Below are 16,494 nucleotides of genomic sequence, written 5' to 3' on the forward strand. Positions count from 1 at the left end.
TCCGTTGGGATTCCAAAATCCGAAAATAGGTGAGCCAATTTATTCGAATCAAAATAAAAATTATAAATTTGAAATATGGAAATTAAAATTTAATATTTCAACTATGATTGAACCAGCAGACACAAGTGGGCATCAGGAGGGATATTTTGAAAACAGGATTAAAAATTATCTGACCGATTATCACCCGGATTTGATTCAGAGCCAGGATTTTGAAACTCATCTGTCAGAGTTGACCCAAGATGCCATCACCCTTTTTCAAGCCTTCGATCGGGCGGGGATGGCAACCTACGAGGCGATGGAACGTGCGCTAACTGAAACCCTGGAAAGCATTATCTCGCCCTATGACATACTGAAAGACTTCTTACTGGAAAACCAGACTTTCCTTACGTACGCGACCGGAATCGAAGATTTGGACGAGCTAGACTTGGTGATGCACATACTTGTCGAAAACACAGCCACCGTTTCTGCCCTCCAAATGGCGACCACGCCCGAAGATGTGGTGAGAGCCAATAAGGAACTTCTCAGCGGAGTCAGGAAAACGCTACTCTCTATCAACAAACATTAAAATCCCGCCCCAACCCACCCATGAACAAGTTGGAACAAATGGGGTCAAACCTGACCGCGCTGCGCCTGGCGTTTGAACTTCACCTAAGTTTTAGAAATGCCAATCCCCAAGAAAACGAGGTATTGTCTCAGTACGTCGGATTTGGCGGCCTAAGTGAGATTTTGATGGATCCAAAGGAAGACTCCCATTGGAGCGAGTCCAATAGGCGGATGCGTCCTGTGGTTCAGGAATTTCACGATTTGGTGGATTTGTACATGCCGAATGACTCAGCTAAATACATCGAGTCAGCCAAGAACAGCGTCCTTACCGGATTTTACACGCCTACCCCTATCATCGAAGCATTTTCTTCTTCCTTGAAAGCGAGCGGTATTCCTTTGAATTCCGTACTTGATCCGTCGGCGGGAAGCGGTAGGTTCATCGACGTGATTAAAACGGAACATCGTCCGAGCGATGTCCTCATGTTCGAAAAGGACTTGCTGACTGGGCTATTGCTCTCGGCAGAATTAGGGGATTCGGTCAGAAATGAAGGTTTTGAAAACGTTGGTGCGCAAAAAGACAATCGATTCGACTTGGTGGCCAGCAACATTCCGTTCGGTAATATCTCAGTATTCGATCCGGCCTTTGCCAGGAAAGGGTCGGTCGAAAAACAGGCCACCGGGCAGATTCACAACTACTTTTTCCTAAAAAGTGTCGAACTTGCTCGACCCGGCGGTTTAGTCGCGTTGATTACCACCGATAGTTTTGCCAATACGGAAAGCAATCGCGTGTTCCGCCAAAACCTCCTCCAAAAAGCCCGACTGATTTCGGCGGTAAGATTGCCTAACAACCTTTTTAAGGATGCAGGCACCCAGGCAGGATCTGATTTTATCATTGTCCAAAAACGAGCAAAGCCTGTCGGTACGCTTTCTGAGCAGGAGAAGCTATTCCTACAAACCTACAGCCCTGTTCCCGATGCAGAGGCTGTCAAATCCAACCTTTATTTTGAAAGTGCGCCGAACAAAATAATCAATACAAGCAGAGACATTGCCACCAATCAATACGGTAAACCCGCGCTCATCTACACTCACTCCGGAGAGGCCGAACAAATAGGAAAAGAGCTTTTTGAGGTATTTCAACAGGACATACTTAAAGAGTTTGATTACCGACTTTACCAGGCAAAATCCGTCACCAGCACAAAACGAAAGTCAGTGTCGGCTGGTCAGCTTGATCTGTTTTCATCGCCCTCGGTAGCGCCTCCTTCCCTGCCAGCTTCAACTGATTTTACAGGCGAGCTTTATGAACACCTCTCCCAGGGCAGCATTGTAAATCAGGCCGGAACGATAGGAAAACTTCAACAAGACGAAGCTGGGAAAGCGGTTGTAGAACCCATGCGCTTGTCCTCTTCGCAGCGAGTGCGTTGGGAGACCCTGATCGATATCCGGGACAATTACTTCAAACTGGTTCACCAGGAGCGGGATAACCAAACCGAAAGTCCACAATATCGCGAAAAGCTTAACGAAAGCTACGATTCTTTCAAATCAAGCTTCGGCTCACTGAAAGACCGCGCGAATATTGACACCATCCTGATTGACCCATCGGGCCGTCAGCTTCTTTCGCTGGAAACTTACAGTGAGGTATTCAAATCCTACGAAAAAACGGATATTTTCCATCGCCCGGTTCACATCGCTAACGCTCAGGTATCTTCCTTTACTCCCCAAGAAGCACTAGCCGCTTCTCTGAACCGGTTCGGGGGAGTCAATTTGGAATACATAGCCGAAATTTCCGGCGAACGAACCGATGGACTGTTGATTAAATTGGCCGAACAGATTTACTATAATCCAATCGGCGGCGATTACCAGATCAAAGATGTATTGGGATCGGGAAATATTCAGCAAAAAATTGAACAAATAACCGCCTTAGGCTCGGGAGCGCAAGTCGATCCCACGGAAATTGAAAGAACCCTCCGTTATCTGGAAAGCGTTAAGCCCGAACCCGTTCCATTTGAATTGATTGATTTTAATTTGGGTGAAAGGTGGCTTGATACGGATTTGTACTCACGCTTTGCTTCACAATTCTTTTCAACCGAAGTCGCGGTTAGCTATTCTTCGGCCATCGACGACTTCGGAATTAAGGGATTCGACCATCGTTACAACCCCAAGCTGACGGAAGAGTTTGCCGTACAGTCCAGCAGCAGAAGCTACACAGGTTTGGATTTGCTCCACTACGCCCTGTTGGACAATGTACCCAATATCACCAAAAAGATTAATGACGGCCAAGGTAAGGAAATCACTGTCCGGGATTCGGAGAAGATCAGGCTGGCTTCCCAAAAGATTGATTCGATTCGAAACGGTTTCGTTGACTGGATGGGACAGCTGCCACATCCTGAGAAAAAAGTGGTCGAGGAAACCTACAATCGGCTGTACAACTCGGAAGTAAAGCAGAAGTACGACGGTGCCCATCTGAAATTTCCGGGATTGCGTCTCCAAAACTTAGGCATCAGGGAATTGTACGGTTCTCAAAAAGATACTGCCTGGATGCTGATACAAAACGCCGGAGGTATCGTGGACCACGAAGTTGGAACCGGAAAAACGCTAACGATGATCGTCACCGCCTACGAGATGAAACGCCTGGGCCTGGTGGCCAAGCCGATGATCGTGGGTATGAAGGCGAATGTCGGGGCCATTGCTGACACTTTCAAAGCAGCCTATCCCGATGCTCGTATCCTCGCGCCATCCGAAAAAGATTTCTCAAAACAGCGGAGGGAAATGCTCTTTGATGCTATGGCCAACACGGCCTGGGACTGCATTATCCTAACGCACGACCAGTTTGCCAAAATCCCCCAAAGTTTGGATGTCCAGAAAAGACTGATAGGTAGTGAGGTCGCTAATCTTGAAAAAGACCTAACTGAACTCAAAAGAAACGACTACAGAGTAGGTACCGCGCTGTTAAAAGGTCTGGAAAGAAGAAAGGTTTCCCTAACGAACAATCTGAATTCGGTTCTTCACCAGATTGACGAGAAGAGAGACGATACCCTTGATTTTGAGAAGATGGGGATCGATTTCCTCCAGGTGGATGAGAGCCATAAATTCAAGAACCTTCTTTTTACCACCCGGCACGATAGGGTGGCTGGCCTAGGGAATCAGGTGGGTTCGCAGCGAGCGCTCAATATGCTTTTTGCCGTCAGAACCATTCAGGAAAAGAGGAGAGGGGATTCCGGGGTTGCATTTTACTCTGGGACACCTATTTCTAACTCTCTGACGGAGCTGTACTTGCTTTTCAAATACCTGCGGCCAAAAGAATTAGAGCGACAGAAAATGGAAAACTTTGATTCCTGGCTGTCTGTCTATGCCAAGAAGACTACTGATTACGAGTATTCCGTCACGAACCAGTTGATCGAAAAGTCCAGATTCCGGCACTTCATCAAAGTGCCGGAATTAGCCGCTTGTTACAGCCAAATCACCGATTTCCGTACGGCAGAAATGGTTGGTGTCGATCGCCCCTCCGCCGTTCACCAATTGATGAACATCAAACCGACCGAGCAGCAGGCCGCGTTCACCGAAAACCTCGTCAAGTTTGCGGCCAGTGGCGATGGTACTTTATTGGGCAGAGGGCGGCTTTCGGAGTCAGAAGAGCGGGCCAAGATGTTGATCGCTACAAATTATTCGAAGAAGTCGGCACTGGATATGCGGCTAATTGACCCTACGGCAGGCGACCATCCGAATAACAAGGTAAGCCAGGCGGCGGCGGTGATTAGTCGACATTATAAAGAATCGACGCCATTCAAAGGCACCCAGATCGTATTCTGCGACTTGGGTACTCCCTCGGGAACTTCCCTTTTCAACGTGTACGACGCCTTGAAGGCAAAACTGATTCAGGAATACGAACTGCCCGCTAAGGAAATCCGATTCATCCACGATGCAAAGAATGACAAGCAGCGTCAGCAAATCATTCGGGACACCAACGAAGGCCGGATCCGCGTGTTAATGGGATCAACCGAGAAGCTCGGAACCGGTGTCAATGCGCAAAAGCACATCGTGGCCATGCACCATCTGGATGTTCCCTGGAAGCCTTCGGATTTCGAGCAGCGTGTCGGCCGGGGCGTAAGGGCGGGGAACCTAACCGCTAAAAACCATTTTGGTAACCAAGTGCAAAACTATGTCTACGCCGTAGAGCGCACGCTGGATAATTTCATGTTCAACTTACTCCAAAACAAAGCACTGTTTATCTCTCAGATTAAAAACCAAAACCTTTCGGTTCGGCGCATCGACGAGGGAGGAATGGACGAAACCAACGGCATGAATTATGCCGAGTACGTTGCCCTACTCTCGGGGAATAAGGATTTGCTGGAGAAGGCCAAAATCGAAAAGCAAATTGCTAGTCTGGAATCAGAGAAGACAATTTTCAACAAAGACATGGCCTCCCAGCGCCGATCCTATTCCGTGTTGGAAAAATCGCTGGATAGGGTAGGGGAGGTGCTGGAAAAAATCAGGGCCGACCAAAAACGTCTCTACGGCGATAAGAAGGAAAGTCTTCCTTTGGTGGCAGAGGAAAAGATAGAGGATTTGGGCATAGCCATGCTGACTGCCCAGCAAAAGCGGGCAATTGGAATTACGAAAATTGCCGATTTCAGAGGCTTCGAACTTTCGGTGGACACGTTCAGGTTCGATGGTCACACGCAGCATAAATGGGAGGTACGGTCGCCCAATGGTATCGTTTACCGCCACAATAACGGCTACCTCAACTCAGAAAAAATCAGAACCGCCGGGGAGTACGTGAACAAAGCCACTTCGAGCGAACAAATTGCCAAATTGTTAAAGCAGCAGCAGGAAAGGCAGGAGGAATTGGCGCGTGATATAAAGATTGCCTCGGAAGCACAAAACAAACCGTGGCCGAAAGAAGCAAAGCTGAGAGAGTTCAAAACCAGTCTTGCTGACGTTGAAAGACGCTTGACCGATAGCTTGAAGCCAGAAGGCGAAAGTAGCATTCAAGGTACGGTAAAGAATCACGAGACCGAGACGATTGCACGTTCAAAGGAAATTGAAGAGTCAATGAGTAAAGAGCCACTCACCCCGATGATGTATCAAAAATCCATCCGCGCCTTGGGGCAATGATTGATTCGTTTGAATCAAAATTTCCATATAGTTTGCTGGGCTTGAATTTTTTATAGGCACAACCCTTACGCTGACGGATTCATCATGGCAAGCTATTTTCCCTATTATTTTTACCGATCCTATAATCTGAGCGATCTGCGATTTCATGCAACCTACGGCGTGATTTTGTCCCTTTATGTCCCTTTTACCCTGATATTTACTACGGAATATCTGCTTTCAGGTAACATTGACAGCGCCAGCGCCCAAGGCCTGATTATCCCGGCAGGGTACAGTTTGGTACTGGCATACGTCATGTTCAGAGCCATCCGAAAAGCTTTTGAGAAGGAGATAGAAAATCGGGAGTATTTGGAAGTGATTGGGATCTACTTTTCGGTTGTCCCGTTCGTGGCCATAGCTTTCTTCCCCGGCATTGATCAGGTCACTGAGGCGATTATTACCAATCTTGGGTTCACCATCCTAACCATTCTGTTCATTCGTCGCTCCATTCTCCAAGCCAGGACTGACCGTGATGGAAAATCTTGAAACCGAGCCACCCCTTAACGGTATCGTCAGCGAAATCGAGAAGAACATCCACATCTTCGAGATCAATATGTCCCTATTTAAACTAACAACACGGGAGAAGCAGGTGGTTCGTCTGGTAAGGCTAGGAAAAATGTACAAGGAAACCGCCGAAGAATTGCACATTGTCGAGCGGACAGTCAAGAAGCACGTCGAAAATATTTTCCAGAAGGCCGCGGTTACCAATAAGGCTGAGCTGCTTCACAAAATGATGCAGAACCACTAGAATGGCCGTTTTTTAGGCTATGTACGTATTTGTACGTATGCGATTCTCTCCCCTTTTTTAGTTGCCGCTCTTCAAAAATAAGGCTAAGTACGTATTGACCCGCCCGATGATTCCCGCTAATTTTGGCCGACCGTAAAACTCTATCCGTTTGGTAGGACAATCTGGACGGATCGGATTCAGGTGTGTGTGTAAGATATGTTGAATGGAAAACCTAACCGATGAAATCAACCAAGCAATCTCCTTTTAAAAATCTCAAAACTAAATGTCCCCAACTACAACAAATTCTCGATCGTTATGGTCAGGACGCTCTTCACCCCAAATTTTTGACTGCCCTATCCGAAGAGGGAACCGACATTGAGCTGGTACCCAAAATGCGCTTCGACATGACCTGCAAAGATTGGTACGCTCTCTGCCCAGATTTAAGGCTGTTCGTTTTGAAAATGTTTTATGAAAGCCTTTGACTTAATCTGGAAGTAATCGGACTTTAGTTTAAATAATGGGTACTTAGTCATTACTTGGGCGCTTGCTCAGTCGTCCACAAAGCTTTAAAACTCCTACTCAGTTCGCAAAAATTACCGTAAATTCGGGTTCAAATTATTCACTTCCGACAGGGACGCACTAACTTGTGTGTCCTTGCTTTTTTAGCTGAACTTGATTAATCCGAATGTCCGGCGATCTTACGAAGAATCTTTACTAGCAAACAGAAACTGCCCTAACTTTCAAAAAAGTCTACTTCAGAAACGTTTGGTGTAGAACCCAGCCGTTGGCCGTTCATTCTTCACATTTTGCCGTAGTGTTTGGCCTCCTAACCCCGCATCGAAATTAGTATGGACCTCATTAATGAACGATACTCTTTTATAGCAGAGATAAAAACCAAGGTTCGCCAGGCTCAGTATGAGGCTTTAAAGGCGGTAAACGTGCAGTTGATCGACCTATACTGGGAAATCGGCAAGTCCATCGCAGAAAAGCAGAGCGAGAGTTGGGGCAAATCCATCGTTGCTTCGCTATCCGAAGAACTGCAAAAAGAATTTCCGGGCGTGGGAGGCTTCTCAACGGCCAATTTATGGCTGATGGCTCAGTTTTATAGTGAATATCAAGGTGTTACAAATCTCGTACCGTTGGTACGAGAAATTAGCTGGAGCAAACATATCACCATTTTAAAAAAATGCAAGGATGATTTGCAAAGGCAATTTTACATCCAGGCGACCAGTAAATTTGGCTGGACTAAAAACGTCCTCATTCACCAGATTGAAAACGAAACGTATGAAAAATACCTGCTGAATCAGACCAGCTTTGACCGGACGCTGCCAGAAGACATGAAACATCGGGCTCATTTGGCAGTCAAGGACGAATACACCTTCGATTTCCTCAATCTTTCCGAGGAGCATAGCGAGAGCCAATTGGAAACTGCGCTCGTCAAAAACATTCGGAATTTCCTGCTCGAAATAGGACACCAGTTCACTTTCGTGGGCAATCAATTCAAGGTTCAGGCAGGTAGTAAGGAGTACTTCATCGACCTGCTGCTCTACCACCGTCAGTTGCAGTGTCTGGTAGCGGTAGAGCTCAAAATAGGGGAGTTCATGCCGGAATACAAAGGTAAAATGGAATTCTACTTATCCATCCTGAATGAAAGCGTTAAGCTGTCGCATGAGAACGATGCTATCGGTATCATTATCTGTAAAGAAAAAGACCGAACAGTGGTAGAATATTCCCTCAAAACAAGCAATATGCCTATCGGGGTAGCGACTTACACCACCATGGCAAAGCTACCGAGTCAATACAAAGAATTGCTACCGGGAAGGGAAGAAATCGCATCCAAAATAGATGAATACTTTGGAATGAAATAAACTTAAAAAATGTCCATTCAACCAGTGAGGGCAAGAGGAAAAGCATACCCGTCTCAGCGTAAATGAATATGAGTTTGCGAAGGTCATCAAATAACTCTGCTAGGAAAATAAGAAAGTTAGCACAGCTCCCGTCGGCTAGGATGATTTCAAAACTGCAAATCGACTTGGGGTTTTCACCCCTCATTCTATGCTAAAAGCCGTTTAGAATTGTCTGAGCTGCATTTTTCTAACCCAATGTTCATAAACCGTACCCCACCATTAAAAAAAAGGTTAAATCGCTTTCGTTAACATGACCCTGGCCAAAAAAGACCGGGCATGTGAAGACTAAGCTTATCCGGAACAATTGTTTCGAGCATCTTTGGAAATTATGTAAATATTCTTCCTGATTCAATTCTTGGGTATGGAAGCACATTTCAGTACCAACAAGTCAGATTGAAAGCTTTCAACGACCAAAGTCCACTTTCGATCTTGCCGATTTCAATACCAGAAAGTCAGATTGAAGGTTTGTGGTCCTGACTGTACTGGCGGCGCTGACCTTATTTCAATACCAGAAGGTCAGATTGAAAGACTTATCATTAAACTTTCCGGACAAAGCAAAGAACATTTCAATACCAAAAGGTCAGATTGAAAGTTTTTTGTGCATTAATTAGGAGAGCATCAAAAAGTGTGGTGGCCCGCCGCTGCGGGGTAATCTAGATTAAGCGGCAATCGAAACGTGTTTCTAGGAAACCTGGCCAAAGCCCGGATAGCGTTGCCGAAAACAGACGTCCCATCCCTCATACAGCACCTTCCTGCGAGCTAGAAATAAGAGGTATTTGACACATTCCGGACGACCGGTCGTTGCTGAATCTCCGCCATGTATGTAATTTTATCAAAATTACTCAGTTGCCCCACACTTTTTGCTGCACTCCAATTACAGACCAATGAGGGTCGTCGTAGGTTTGTAATACCCGCCCGGTTTGGCTACTTTCGCCTGACATTCCGGCAGCAGTGCCGATGGATAACCTGGAAAAACCGAAAACACGTCATGATTGAATTCAACCAGACCGAGCCCGCGGAGTACGTGGCCTACTTCCGCGTCTCGACGCGCAAGCAGGGCGACAGCCAGCTGGGGCTCGAAGCGCAGCGCGCCTACATCGACCACTTCTACCAGGGCAAGAACATCATCGACAGATTCACCGACGTGCGCAGCGGCAAGGACATCAGCGGACGCCCGCAGCTGCAGGCGGCGATGGCGCTCTGCAAACTTCGGAAGGCGACGCTGGTGGTGGCCAAGGTGGACCGCCTCAGCCGGGACACCGAGCAGGCCCTGTGGATTTACCGGGAGTTGGAGACCCGGCTGGAAAGCTGCGATGTCCCCAACCTGGACAAGTTTACGCTGACCCTGTTCATGGCCATCGCCGACCGGGAGCGGGAGCTGGGCGGCATCCGCACCAAGGCCGCGATGCAAGTGAAAGTCGAGCGGGACGGGGAGTGGCGCGTAGGGAGCGAGGCGTTCTACAGCGGCGAGGCAAGCCGACTGGGAACCGCCGAGGTGCGGCGCATCGCCCGGTCGAACACCAACAGCCGCCAGGCGATGGCCCAGATCCGCCACCTCAGAAGCCAGGGGCACGACTACGCCAGCATTGCCCGCCAGTTGAATGCCGATGGGTTTCGGGCGCCCAGGGGAGGGGAATATGCCACCGTCCAGGTGCGGCGGCTCTGGCATCGTATCATGGAGACGGAAAGCAGCACACAGTGAATCCGGATTTTATTTAATATAGTTGGCAAGGAGTTCGGGCTGGTTCATGTGAAATGTTTGGCGAGGCTTCACCACCGATAAATGGCTCCGGAGCCAATATTTCATATGTCTTCTACCGCTGCACAGCCACAACATAGCACAGGGTTATTTCGGATTGATATATTAAAGGATTAAGACAGCGTTTACTATAAACTAATCTATCTATGAGTAACACTTAATCGGTGCGGCAGTCATGATGTACGATCTCTCGTTGAGAACAGGAACATATATTTACTATAAAAGACTGTTGATAAACACATTGAAACTCTTGAACCTGACTGTAATCCTGATGTGCACCGGGTTGCCCGGGTGTGTGAATTCGCGAAGGGATCTACCAAAGGGTGGCAACACCGAAGATAGGCGCGGTATTTTCGTGCCTGGGGGAGGCAAAGCCAGCGTCAATGGCGAAGAGTGGATCGGCACTACGTCGGCTATGAAACATGATAGAGAGGGACTGCCCGTAGCAAAACTGTTTGCGCTTGCCATCTCCGGGAAGACGGAAAGCATGGATGAGTACTATCAGCAAACTGTATTTGTACAAAAAATTCCGTTGAGAACTGGAAAGTTTTCTCTTGATGAGCTTCAAAAGAACATGAAGGCGAATGAACCAGCAGCTTATCTCACTCTAATAGCAGGAGGTGACATGGTTTTTGGGAGGTACTACCCTGTGGGATTAAAATTCAATTCACAGAGTAAAGATGCCGAGGGCCCTGATTCCCCCAATAATTGGATCCAGATAAAAAGATATAACAAAAGGACTGGCCGTGTTACAGGGACTTTTGAGATTACATTTCGGGGAAAAGGATACCAAGACACCGAAATAAAGACATATAGGTTTCTACAAGGAACATTTAAAGCTAATATTATTGAGAACAATATTGAGTGAAAATTTCAAAACTTAAACTATCCGGTAGACTGGGAGAGGCATTACCTGCAAAATCTCACTTCTGCCTTTAACTTCCTAATATCGATCATTTCTTTCCACGCCAAGTGCAGACATTATATTCACCTTGTTTTTAATGAATTATACCGATTTGCTTGGCGAGCCTAACCATGTTGATTCGGTGTCCCTTCTGATGTCGCCAGGCAATCAATTTTCTCAACTCGGCGTAGGCTTCCTCACGACTGCCCAGCCGAGCCAGCATCTGCATACGGGCCGTTGAGGGATTGGGAAGCCCGGCCAGGATGTCCTCGATTGAATCGAATTGATCTAAGTAAGGTAGGATACGAGCCTGCAATAAATCACGTAAATAGCCAATCATCATCCGCTCTGGAACTGTCCCGTCAAGAGCCAGCCACCGATCGCCCCCCAGCTTGTTGTAAAACTTACCCAAGGGTAATTCAAATACGTAGTAACGGTAGTCTTGGGAAGGTAGAACAGGAACAGTCTCATCTGGATAATTCATTTTCCAGAAGTCGTCAGAGGCAATTCTGACGTGAATCGTAAACATTACCACTTGGCCATGATGGGGATGATCCATACCCCGTGTAACAGTGATTAGCTTACCTATCCGTCCCGACTTAAGGTAAAACTGGCTGTCCTTTCGCTCGTAGCCTCTGGCTGAAAGCAGTTTAACGAACGACTCATGGATGACGCGACTATACCGGTTATCGATGACTGATAAATACATTAGATGGGCTTTGGTTCGCCGAACAAACATTCGCGCCGGTCGACCCGGCTTTTCTCATCGGCTTCTCGGACTGATTACAACTCGGCCGCATGGGCGTCCTTTAATTCGAGCACCGGTTTCCCAGCGGAAACGCTCACCAGGGCTTGGGTACGGGTCTTCGCGCCCTAAACTCATGCCAAAGGCTGGTGAACAGCGTGACGCCTGGGACTTGCCCTATGTATCCCAACGACGTACGGTGCGATACATTCATAACGGATGGCAAGACATTCTAATGAATTTTGTCTTTGACTAGATGTCCGCACCTTAAAGAGCAGCGTGAATGGTGCGTTTGATCAACCATAGCAGGAAGCTGTCCCGCGCAAATAAGGTGAGCATGCATATAATGCCCGTAGTCGGCAATGCCACCAGCCGGGCAAGCTCAGGGCGCTGATCCAGCCAGACGGACGCATTGGACCGGTTGAAACGGTACAGCAGCCAAAGCAAACCCAGCCATTCAATGCCTGCAATCGATAACTGAGCCAGGTACCATCCCGTTCGGTCGGCCCTCAGACCGCCGGCCTGGTCCCATCGCAGACTGTTGGGAATAAACACGCCATTCAGATAGCTGTGGGCGTAACCGACGGCATACGGAATAAACAAATAGCCGGCCAGATTGACTGCCACAAATATAATAAAATGCTTCGGCCTGGTATTAACCGTTACGCCCTGACTCATCATACAATGGTAAGTTTCTTTGATCACCACACCTGGGCAAAGTGATTCGTTTCTTCCTAAGAACCCAACAGCCTAACCCCGCCCACGCAACGGGTGCAGATACCTGGGCCTGCTTATTGCTTATACCGAATCGTTGGACACGGCCGTTTTATTGGCTCACCATTTACCGCCTCACCATGTCAGTGCCGTTTTCCGAAGTAATAAGTACAAGCCGGATTTTCATTCTGGTATCGCTAGTAGGAGTGAGCTGTTTGGCTGCTCCGGCGGCAGCGCAGTCTGTCGAAAACCGCATCGTTCTTTTTGGCGATGCCGCCCAGGAAGTGCCCGCCGACGAGGCAACGCTCCAGGTTAACCTGAGCTTCAGCGACGAGCGGGACATAAAGCCTGTGTACGGCGAGCATGAGAAAGCCAGGCTGCAGTTGGTCGACCTGCTCGAACAATCAAAGATTCCCCTCAAAGATATTCAGTTTTCTCAGCTGTTGACCCGTCGGGGGCGGGACAGTTACCGCGGCCAGCCCGGTGAGCGATTCACCAGTTACCAGCGGGCCATGATCAAATTCACCGACCTTGATCGGCTCAGAGAGGTGCAGCAGACTCTGACGACGGGCGGCTTCACGGATCTGACGGCCACGTTTTCGGTAAGCAACCAGCGGCAAATTGAACTTGACCTGATGGAGAAGGCGATAGGCCGCGCCAAGGAGAAGGCCAGTCAGGCGGCCAAGGCCACCTCGCGTACCATCAAGCGAATTGTGCGAGTCAGTGATGTTGGGGAGAACGAAGGCTTCTATTCTTACCGGGAAAATTTCCGGGCCAACCTACCCCAGAATCAGGTCAGTTACGACAACGACGCGCTGCGCCAGATGATGACGATTCCGCAGGTCTTCCGCTTTTCCGCTCTGGTTAGGGTCGACTTTGAGCTGAATGAATGAAACAGGGAGTGACGGTATTGCTCCAAGAATAAAAACCAGGGCTTTGCCATTTACATGATTGCCGCTCATGCGTTGCACTTAGGAATCGGTAGACAAGGCGATATAAAAAGCCGCTATTCAGATTGCCTGCGTTACTCCCACCACCACGGTGGCAGTTTTAGCTGCCTTCATCTGAGAAGGCTTCAACCATTCCTTACCGTACCAAAAGTTAAATTTATTCACCAACCACAGTAGCCAAAAGAGCTCCACGTAGCTGATGGCACAAGACAGGGCATACCAAATCCCAATGTATCGACTTTTGGCCCCGTCGTGCCATCGTAGTCGATCCGGAATGAGAAAGCTGTTGATGCCTGTACCATGAAGATAGAACAACACCCAAAGTGCGACAAGCGAAAAAAGCGACAGCAGCTTCAGGTGCATTATGACCTTGGCAACGGTTATGGGCATTAGTCAGAATATTGGATTATCCCTGTTTAAAGCCTAAAGCAACGATTACAGACTGACTATCCACTTTCCAGCCTTCACCTGGTCGAGCGTCAGCGAATAAACTTTTTTCCATTTTTTGCCTTCCAGAATGCTTTTCCAGTCATTTTTGAGCACCGTCTTGGGTTCAAATATATACACCCAAAGGTGACCGCTGCCGATGTGACTTTCCCAACTACCCACGCCCAGTTGCGCCGATATAGTGTCACCCGGCAGCAGGTAATCCGGGCTGTCAACCAGGACGCTATCCCGGTAACTCCGGCTTGTATCGGCGCGATGAATTTCGTGGAACGGGTCGTAGTCTAAGGAGAGTCCCCTGATAGAATGGTTGGTTCCTTCGGTGTTGTAAAAGATAAGTACGGGTTGATTCGATGTATTGACGATCTTCAACTTTGAATCAATGGGCGGGTCGCAGGCTGCCAAACAAAGGGTTAAGCAGAAGCCGAGTAGGATATTTTTCATAGCCAATATTTCAGTATTAATTTCTCCCCTCTCAAAAGCTCCTTTTTCGCTCGAATCGAAATTCCCAGCTAGGAGTTCGGTTCACCTGGCATGTTTATTTAAAGAACAAAATGGCGAAACTCACTGAACCATGAAGAAAAAAACGATTCTTATTATCCTGATCTCGGTGGTGCTACTTCTGGCGGCTTTTGCAGTGGCGGATTATTTCGCTCTGTCCAATCCATCGACCAAACAAATAGAGGTTAGGAAAGTTAAGACGGAATAAGCTTTTCCAGTGGATATTTAGGAAATACTGCGTGTGCTCTCCACCGCTTCGCCCTATGGGGAGGGCAGGCGTTTGAAAACGAAACTCAGGCCGGTTCTTGGCCCGTACATAACCAGGGTCTCCTCACAGACCAGGATTGTGTTTTTGTATATGTGTGCGTAAGGGGAATCGGGTTTATAGTACCGCCCGGCCCTCTTATCGAGAAAAGACGGGAAAAAGTCAAAATAGGCAGGGGCTCGCGTCTCTTCCATAATGAAGCGAAGTTGCCCCCAGTAAAAATGGAAACTTAATTGAAATGTAGTCAGAAGCTCCCCACCCTGGTAAACCGTTCCCTTCCCCTGATCGGTCAGTACCATTTCCGTATACCGGTCAGGCGCATGGGCAGCCACAAAGCAAGCACCCGCGCCCATCTCCACCAGTTGCCAACGACCCGGCAGCAGTCTGGCCAGTGAGTCGGTCACCAGCTGCCTCCTGACCGAATCGGTTTCAGCGACCCAAATACGATCAAACTGACAAACCTTATAAGGTAATGGGGGAGATTGCAGGCGCTGACCCCAACAGAATACAGGAGCTACCAGTATGTAAATGAATATCCATCGCCGGGAACGCATATATTGTCATTCTTTTTTTGAAATTTAACAACTAATCGACTGGTAAATTATTGCGCCCTTACAACAATTGAAATCACTTGGAAAACCTCGCTGATCTCCCGTCTTCGGAATTTTCAAGCATACCCTGCTCTAATTTCTGCGAGAAAGGAGTGCTTGCCTTTTCTTATTCTTTCCCTTTTAGCCCTCGCCTGTTTGGTCATGATGAAGCCTAAATTCAAATTAGACCCCACTGACGTCATCGATTCATTTAGAAACGGCATCAGTGAAGGCAGTAAAGGGCAATTCTCCAAAAAATCGAGGGCCAATGGCCTGACTAGTTGCACAGTGGTATTGACTCATAAACCGACGGGCGTGAATGTAACGGAGGAAATACCAAGAGGCCATTACAGCCGTCAGGAAATGATCAGACGAAGGGCACAACTGAGCGATAAGCTTTTACCAGAACTGGAAAAAAGTGTCTGCGTTTCTTAGGTTGCCGGGGCGTTGATATGCTGACAGCACATCGTCTGTCCCGTACCTCAAAACTCATGTACATTTAGTTGTAGATAGTGTAGTAAACAGGGCTGCCTAACTTCTCTTAGATGCATCTGTATATAATTCGAATTATACAGCACAAAAGAGCCGCATCATGCGGCTCTTTTGTGCTGTATAACTTAGTACCTGCTACTTCAAGTTATTGTAGTAAACCGCTCGTAGAGGGTTGTGATGGTCACTTCTTTTACACCTTCTCGCGTGTAAATACGACGTTTATTGATTAGCCGAAGTTGATCCCTTGCTTCAATGAAGACCGATTCGGGCCTAGCCCATCGAATTTTGTCCGCTTTTTCATTGGCAGCAACAAAAATCTGTCTCAGATCCTCAGAAAATGAAAACCGATACGGGCCTGCTTGATTAGCATAATTCACTGAATATGCAGGGTTATAACTAAGGGTATCCAATCCATTCCATTCGGGGTTAGGTCCCGTATATGTGTTGACATACTGCTCAGGCCAAGATTGAGAAAACAAAAACACTGAACGGTCCGGATATTTCACCCGTAGTTCTAAGTGAGCTCCGTTACTGCCCAGTCCCGGTATTTCGCTTAGTAAGTTGGTCGAGAAAACACCATCAAAATTCACGTCGAGCGGTTGGCTGCTGATCGAGCTAACTATCCTGTATTTACCGTGAAAACGTTGATAAAGTAATTCCATGTCGTCGTTAGGATTGACCCCAGAGTCTCCGCGTTTACAACTGAGTGTTCCAATACTGATCAGCAGAATGAAAGTCAGAGCAGTTTTCATAAGTCGAGTATATCAGTAATAAATCAATAAATTAATCTCCAAATAGTGAGGTA

Annotated in this window: 16 protein-coding genes; 10 read left to right on the plus strand and 6 right to left on the minus strand. The window is 47.6% G+C overall.

All coding sequences use genetic code 11. The features are described from left to right. Positions 1–103 precede the first annotated feature (103 nt). The 8 genes from IE117_RS23865 to IE117_RS23900 all read left to right on the plus strand — a co-directional run bounded on the left by IE117_RS23865 (position 104) and on the right by IE117_RS23900 (position 10,952). Entirely contained in the window at positions 104–565 is a 462-nt protein-coding gene (locus IE117_RS23865; protein ID WP_189568180.1) for a hypothetical protein, read from the plus strand. Positions 566–585: 20 nt separating this feature from the next. Further along, positions 586–5,655 (plus strand): helicase-like domain-containing protein, encoded by a 5,070-nt coding sequence (locus IE117_RS23870; RefSeq protein ID WP_189568187.1) that lies wholly within the window; start codon positions 586–588, stop codon positions 5,653–5,655. An 84-nt stretch (positions 5,656–5,739) separates the two neighbouring features. After that, positions 5,740–6,177, plus strand: coding sequence for a hypothetical protein (locus IE117_RS23875; RefSeq protein WP_189568189.1), 438 nt, complete (start codon positions 5,740–5,742; stop codon positions 6,175–6,177). Continuing rightward, a complete protein-coding gene (locus tag IE117_RS23880) occupies positions 6,164–6,439 on the plus strand; it encodes a response regulator transcription factor (protein ID WP_189568193.1) in 276 nt (91 codons plus the stop codon). The genes IE117_RS23875 and IE117_RS23880 overlap by 14 nt, the downstream gene beginning before the upstream one ends. 218 nt (positions 6,440–6,657) lie before the next feature. After that, on the plus strand, positions 6,658–6,900 hold the full coding sequence (locus IE117_RS23885) for a hypothetical protein (RefSeq protein WP_189568194.1): 243 nt from the start codon (positions 6,658–6,660) through the stop codon (positions 6,898–6,900). A 366-nt stretch (positions 6,901–7,266) separates the two neighbouring features. Then, a complete protein-coding gene (locus tag IE117_RS23890; RefSeq protein ID WP_189568199.1) occupies positions 7,267–8,286 on the plus strand; it encodes a PDDEXK nuclease domain-containing protein in 1,020 nt (339 codons plus the stop codon). Between the two features lie 1,027 nt (positions 8,287–9,313). Further along, a complete protein-coding gene (locus IE117_RS23895) occupies positions 9,314–10,027 on the plus strand; it encodes a recombinase family protein (protein WP_189568201.1) in 714 nt (237 codons plus the stop codon). Between the two features lie 232 nt (positions 10,028–10,259). Continuing rightward, a complete protein-coding gene (locus IE117_RS23900; RefSeq protein ID WP_189568202.1) occupies positions 10,260–10,952 on the plus strand; it encodes a hypothetical protein in 693 nt (230 codons plus the stop codon). 130 nt (positions 10,953–11,082) lie between these two features. Here IE117_RS23900 and IE117_RS23905 read toward each other — a convergent pair whose 3' ends face one another. Both IE117_RS23905 and IE117_RS23910 read right to left on the minus strand, forming a co-directional pair. Beyond that, positions 11,083–11,697, minus strand: coding sequence for a hypothetical protein (locus IE117_RS23905; protein WP_189568204.1), 615 nt, complete (start codon positions 11,695–11,697; stop codon positions 11,083–11,085). A 303-nt stretch (positions 11,698–12,000) separates the two neighbouring features. Continuing rightward, positions 12,001–12,414 (minus strand): hypothetical protein, encoded by a 414-nt coding sequence (locus IE117_RS23910; RefSeq protein ID WP_189568206.1) that lies wholly within the window; start codon positions 12,412–12,414, stop codon positions 12,001–12,003. A gap of 173 nt (positions 12,415–12,587) precedes the next feature. Between IE117_RS23910 and IE117_RS23915 the strand changes: the two genes are divergently transcribed. Continuing rightward, complete coding sequence (locus IE117_RS23915) at positions 12,588–13,340, plus strand: SIMPL domain-containing protein (protein WP_189568208.1); 753 nt, start codon at positions 12,588–12,590, stop codon at positions 13,338–13,340. A gap of 117 nt (positions 13,341–13,457) precedes the next feature. Here the strand turns inward: IE117_RS23915 and IE117_RS23920 are convergent, their stop codons facing one another. Next, the gene (locus IE117_RS23920) at positions 13,458–13,787 is read right to left on the minus strand and encodes a hypothetical protein (protein WP_189568210.1); all 330 of its coding nucleotides are present in this window, start codon (positions 13,785–13,787) and stop codon (positions 13,458–13,460) included. Positions 13,788–13,832: 45 nt separating this feature from the next. Further along, on the minus strand, positions 13,833–14,285 hold the full coding sequence (locus IE117_RS23925; protein WP_189568213.1) for a hypothetical protein: 453 nt from the start codon (positions 14,283–14,285) through the stop codon (positions 13,833–13,835). A 130-nt stretch (positions 14,286–14,415) separates the two neighbouring features. On the opposite strand from IE117_RS23925, the gene IE117_RS26445 reads away from it, so the two are divergent. Continuing rightward, positions 14,416–14,550, plus strand: coding sequence for a hypothetical protein (locus tag IE117_RS26445; RefSeq protein WP_262893123.1), 135 nt, complete (start codon positions 14,416–14,418; stop codon positions 14,548–14,550). A 53-nt stretch (positions 14,551–14,603) separates the two neighbouring features. Here the strand turns inward: IE117_RS26445 and IE117_RS23930 are convergent, their stop codons facing one another. Continuing rightward, the gene (locus tag IE117_RS23930; RefSeq protein ID WP_189568215.1) at positions 14,604–15,161 is read right to left on the minus strand and encodes a hypothetical protein; all 558 of its coding nucleotides are present in this window, start codon (positions 15,159–15,161) and stop codon (positions 14,604–14,606) included. 668 nt (positions 15,162–15,829) lie between these two features. After that, on the minus strand, positions 15,830–16,441 hold the full coding sequence (locus IE117_RS23935) for a hypothetical protein (protein WP_189568217.1): 612 nt from the start codon (positions 16,439–16,441) through the stop codon (positions 15,830–15,832). Positions 16,442–16,494 lie beyond the last annotated feature (53 nt).

Source organism: Persicitalea jodogahamensis (assembly GCF_014651615.1).
Taxonomy (GTDB): Bacteria; Bacteroidota; Bacteroidia; order Cytophagales; family Spirosomataceae; genus Persicitalea; species Persicitalea jodogahamensis.

What these genes read in the sequence shown, in the direction of transcription:
- IE117_RS23865 (WP_189568180.1), top strand. Translation starts at nt 104, where the DNA reads ATGATTGAACCAGCAGACACAAGTGGGCATCAGGAGGGATATTTTGAA.
- IE117_RS23870 (WP_189568187.1), top strand. Translation starts at nt 586, where the DNA reads ATGAACAAGTTGGAACAAATGGGGTCAAACCTGACCGCGCTGCGCCTG.
- IE117_RS23875 (WP_189568189.1), top strand. Translation starts at nt 5,740, where the DNA reads ATGGCAAGCTATTTTCCCTATTATTTTTACCGATCCTATAATCTGAGC.
- IE117_RS23880 (WP_189568193.1), top strand. Translation starts at nt 6,164, where the DNA reads ATGGAAAATCTTGAAACCGAGCCACCCCTTAACGGTATCGTCAGCGAA.
- IE117_RS23885 (WP_189568194.1), top strand. Translation starts at nt 6,658, where the DNA reads ATGAAATCAACCAAGCAATCTCCTTTTAAAAATCTCAAAACTAAATGT.
- IE117_RS23890 (WP_189568199.1), top strand. Translation starts at nt 7,267, where the DNA reads ATGGACCTCATTAATGAACGATACTCTTTTATAGCAGAGATAAAAACC.
- IE117_RS23895 (WP_189568201.1), top strand. Translation starts at nt 9,314, where the DNA reads ATGATTGAATTCAACCAGACCGAGCCCGCGGAGTACGTGGCCTACTTC.
- IE117_RS23900 (WP_189568202.1), top strand. Translation starts at nt 10,260, where the DNA reads ATGATGTACGATCTCTCGTTGAGAACAGGAACATATATTTACTATAAA.
- IE117_RS23905 (WP_189568204.1), bottom strand. Translation starts at nt 11,697, where the DNA reads ATGTATTTATCAGTCATCGATAACCGGTATAGTCGCGTCATCCATGAG.
- IE117_RS23910 (WP_189568206.1), bottom strand. Translation starts at nt 12,414, where the DNA reads ATGATGAGTCAGGGCGTAACGGTTAATACCAGGCCGAAGCATTTTATT.
- IE117_RS23915 (WP_189568208.1), top strand. Translation starts at nt 12,588, where the DNA reads ATGTCAGTGCCGTTTTCCGAAGTAATAAGTACAAGCCGGATTTTCATT.
- IE117_RS23920 (WP_189568210.1), bottom strand. Translation starts at nt 13,787, where the DNA reads ATGCCCATAACCGTTGCCAAGGTCATAATGCACCTGAAGCTGCTGTCG.
- IE117_RS23925 (WP_189568213.1), bottom strand. Translation starts at nt 14,285, where the DNA reads ATGAAAAATATCCTACTCGGCTTCTGCTTAACCCTTTGTTTGGCAGCC.
- IE117_RS26445 (WP_262893123.1), top strand. Translation starts at nt 14,416, where the DNA reads ATGAAGAAAAAAACGATTCTTATTATCCTGATCTCGGTGGTGCTACTT.
- IE117_RS23930 (WP_189568215.1), bottom strand. Translation starts at nt 15,161, where the DNA reads ATGCGTTCCCGGCGATGGATATTCATTTACATACTGGTAGCTCCTGTA.
- IE117_RS23935 (WP_189568217.1), bottom strand. Translation starts at nt 16,441, where the DNA reads ATGAAAACTGCTCTGACTTTCATTCTGCTGATCAGTATTGGAACACTC.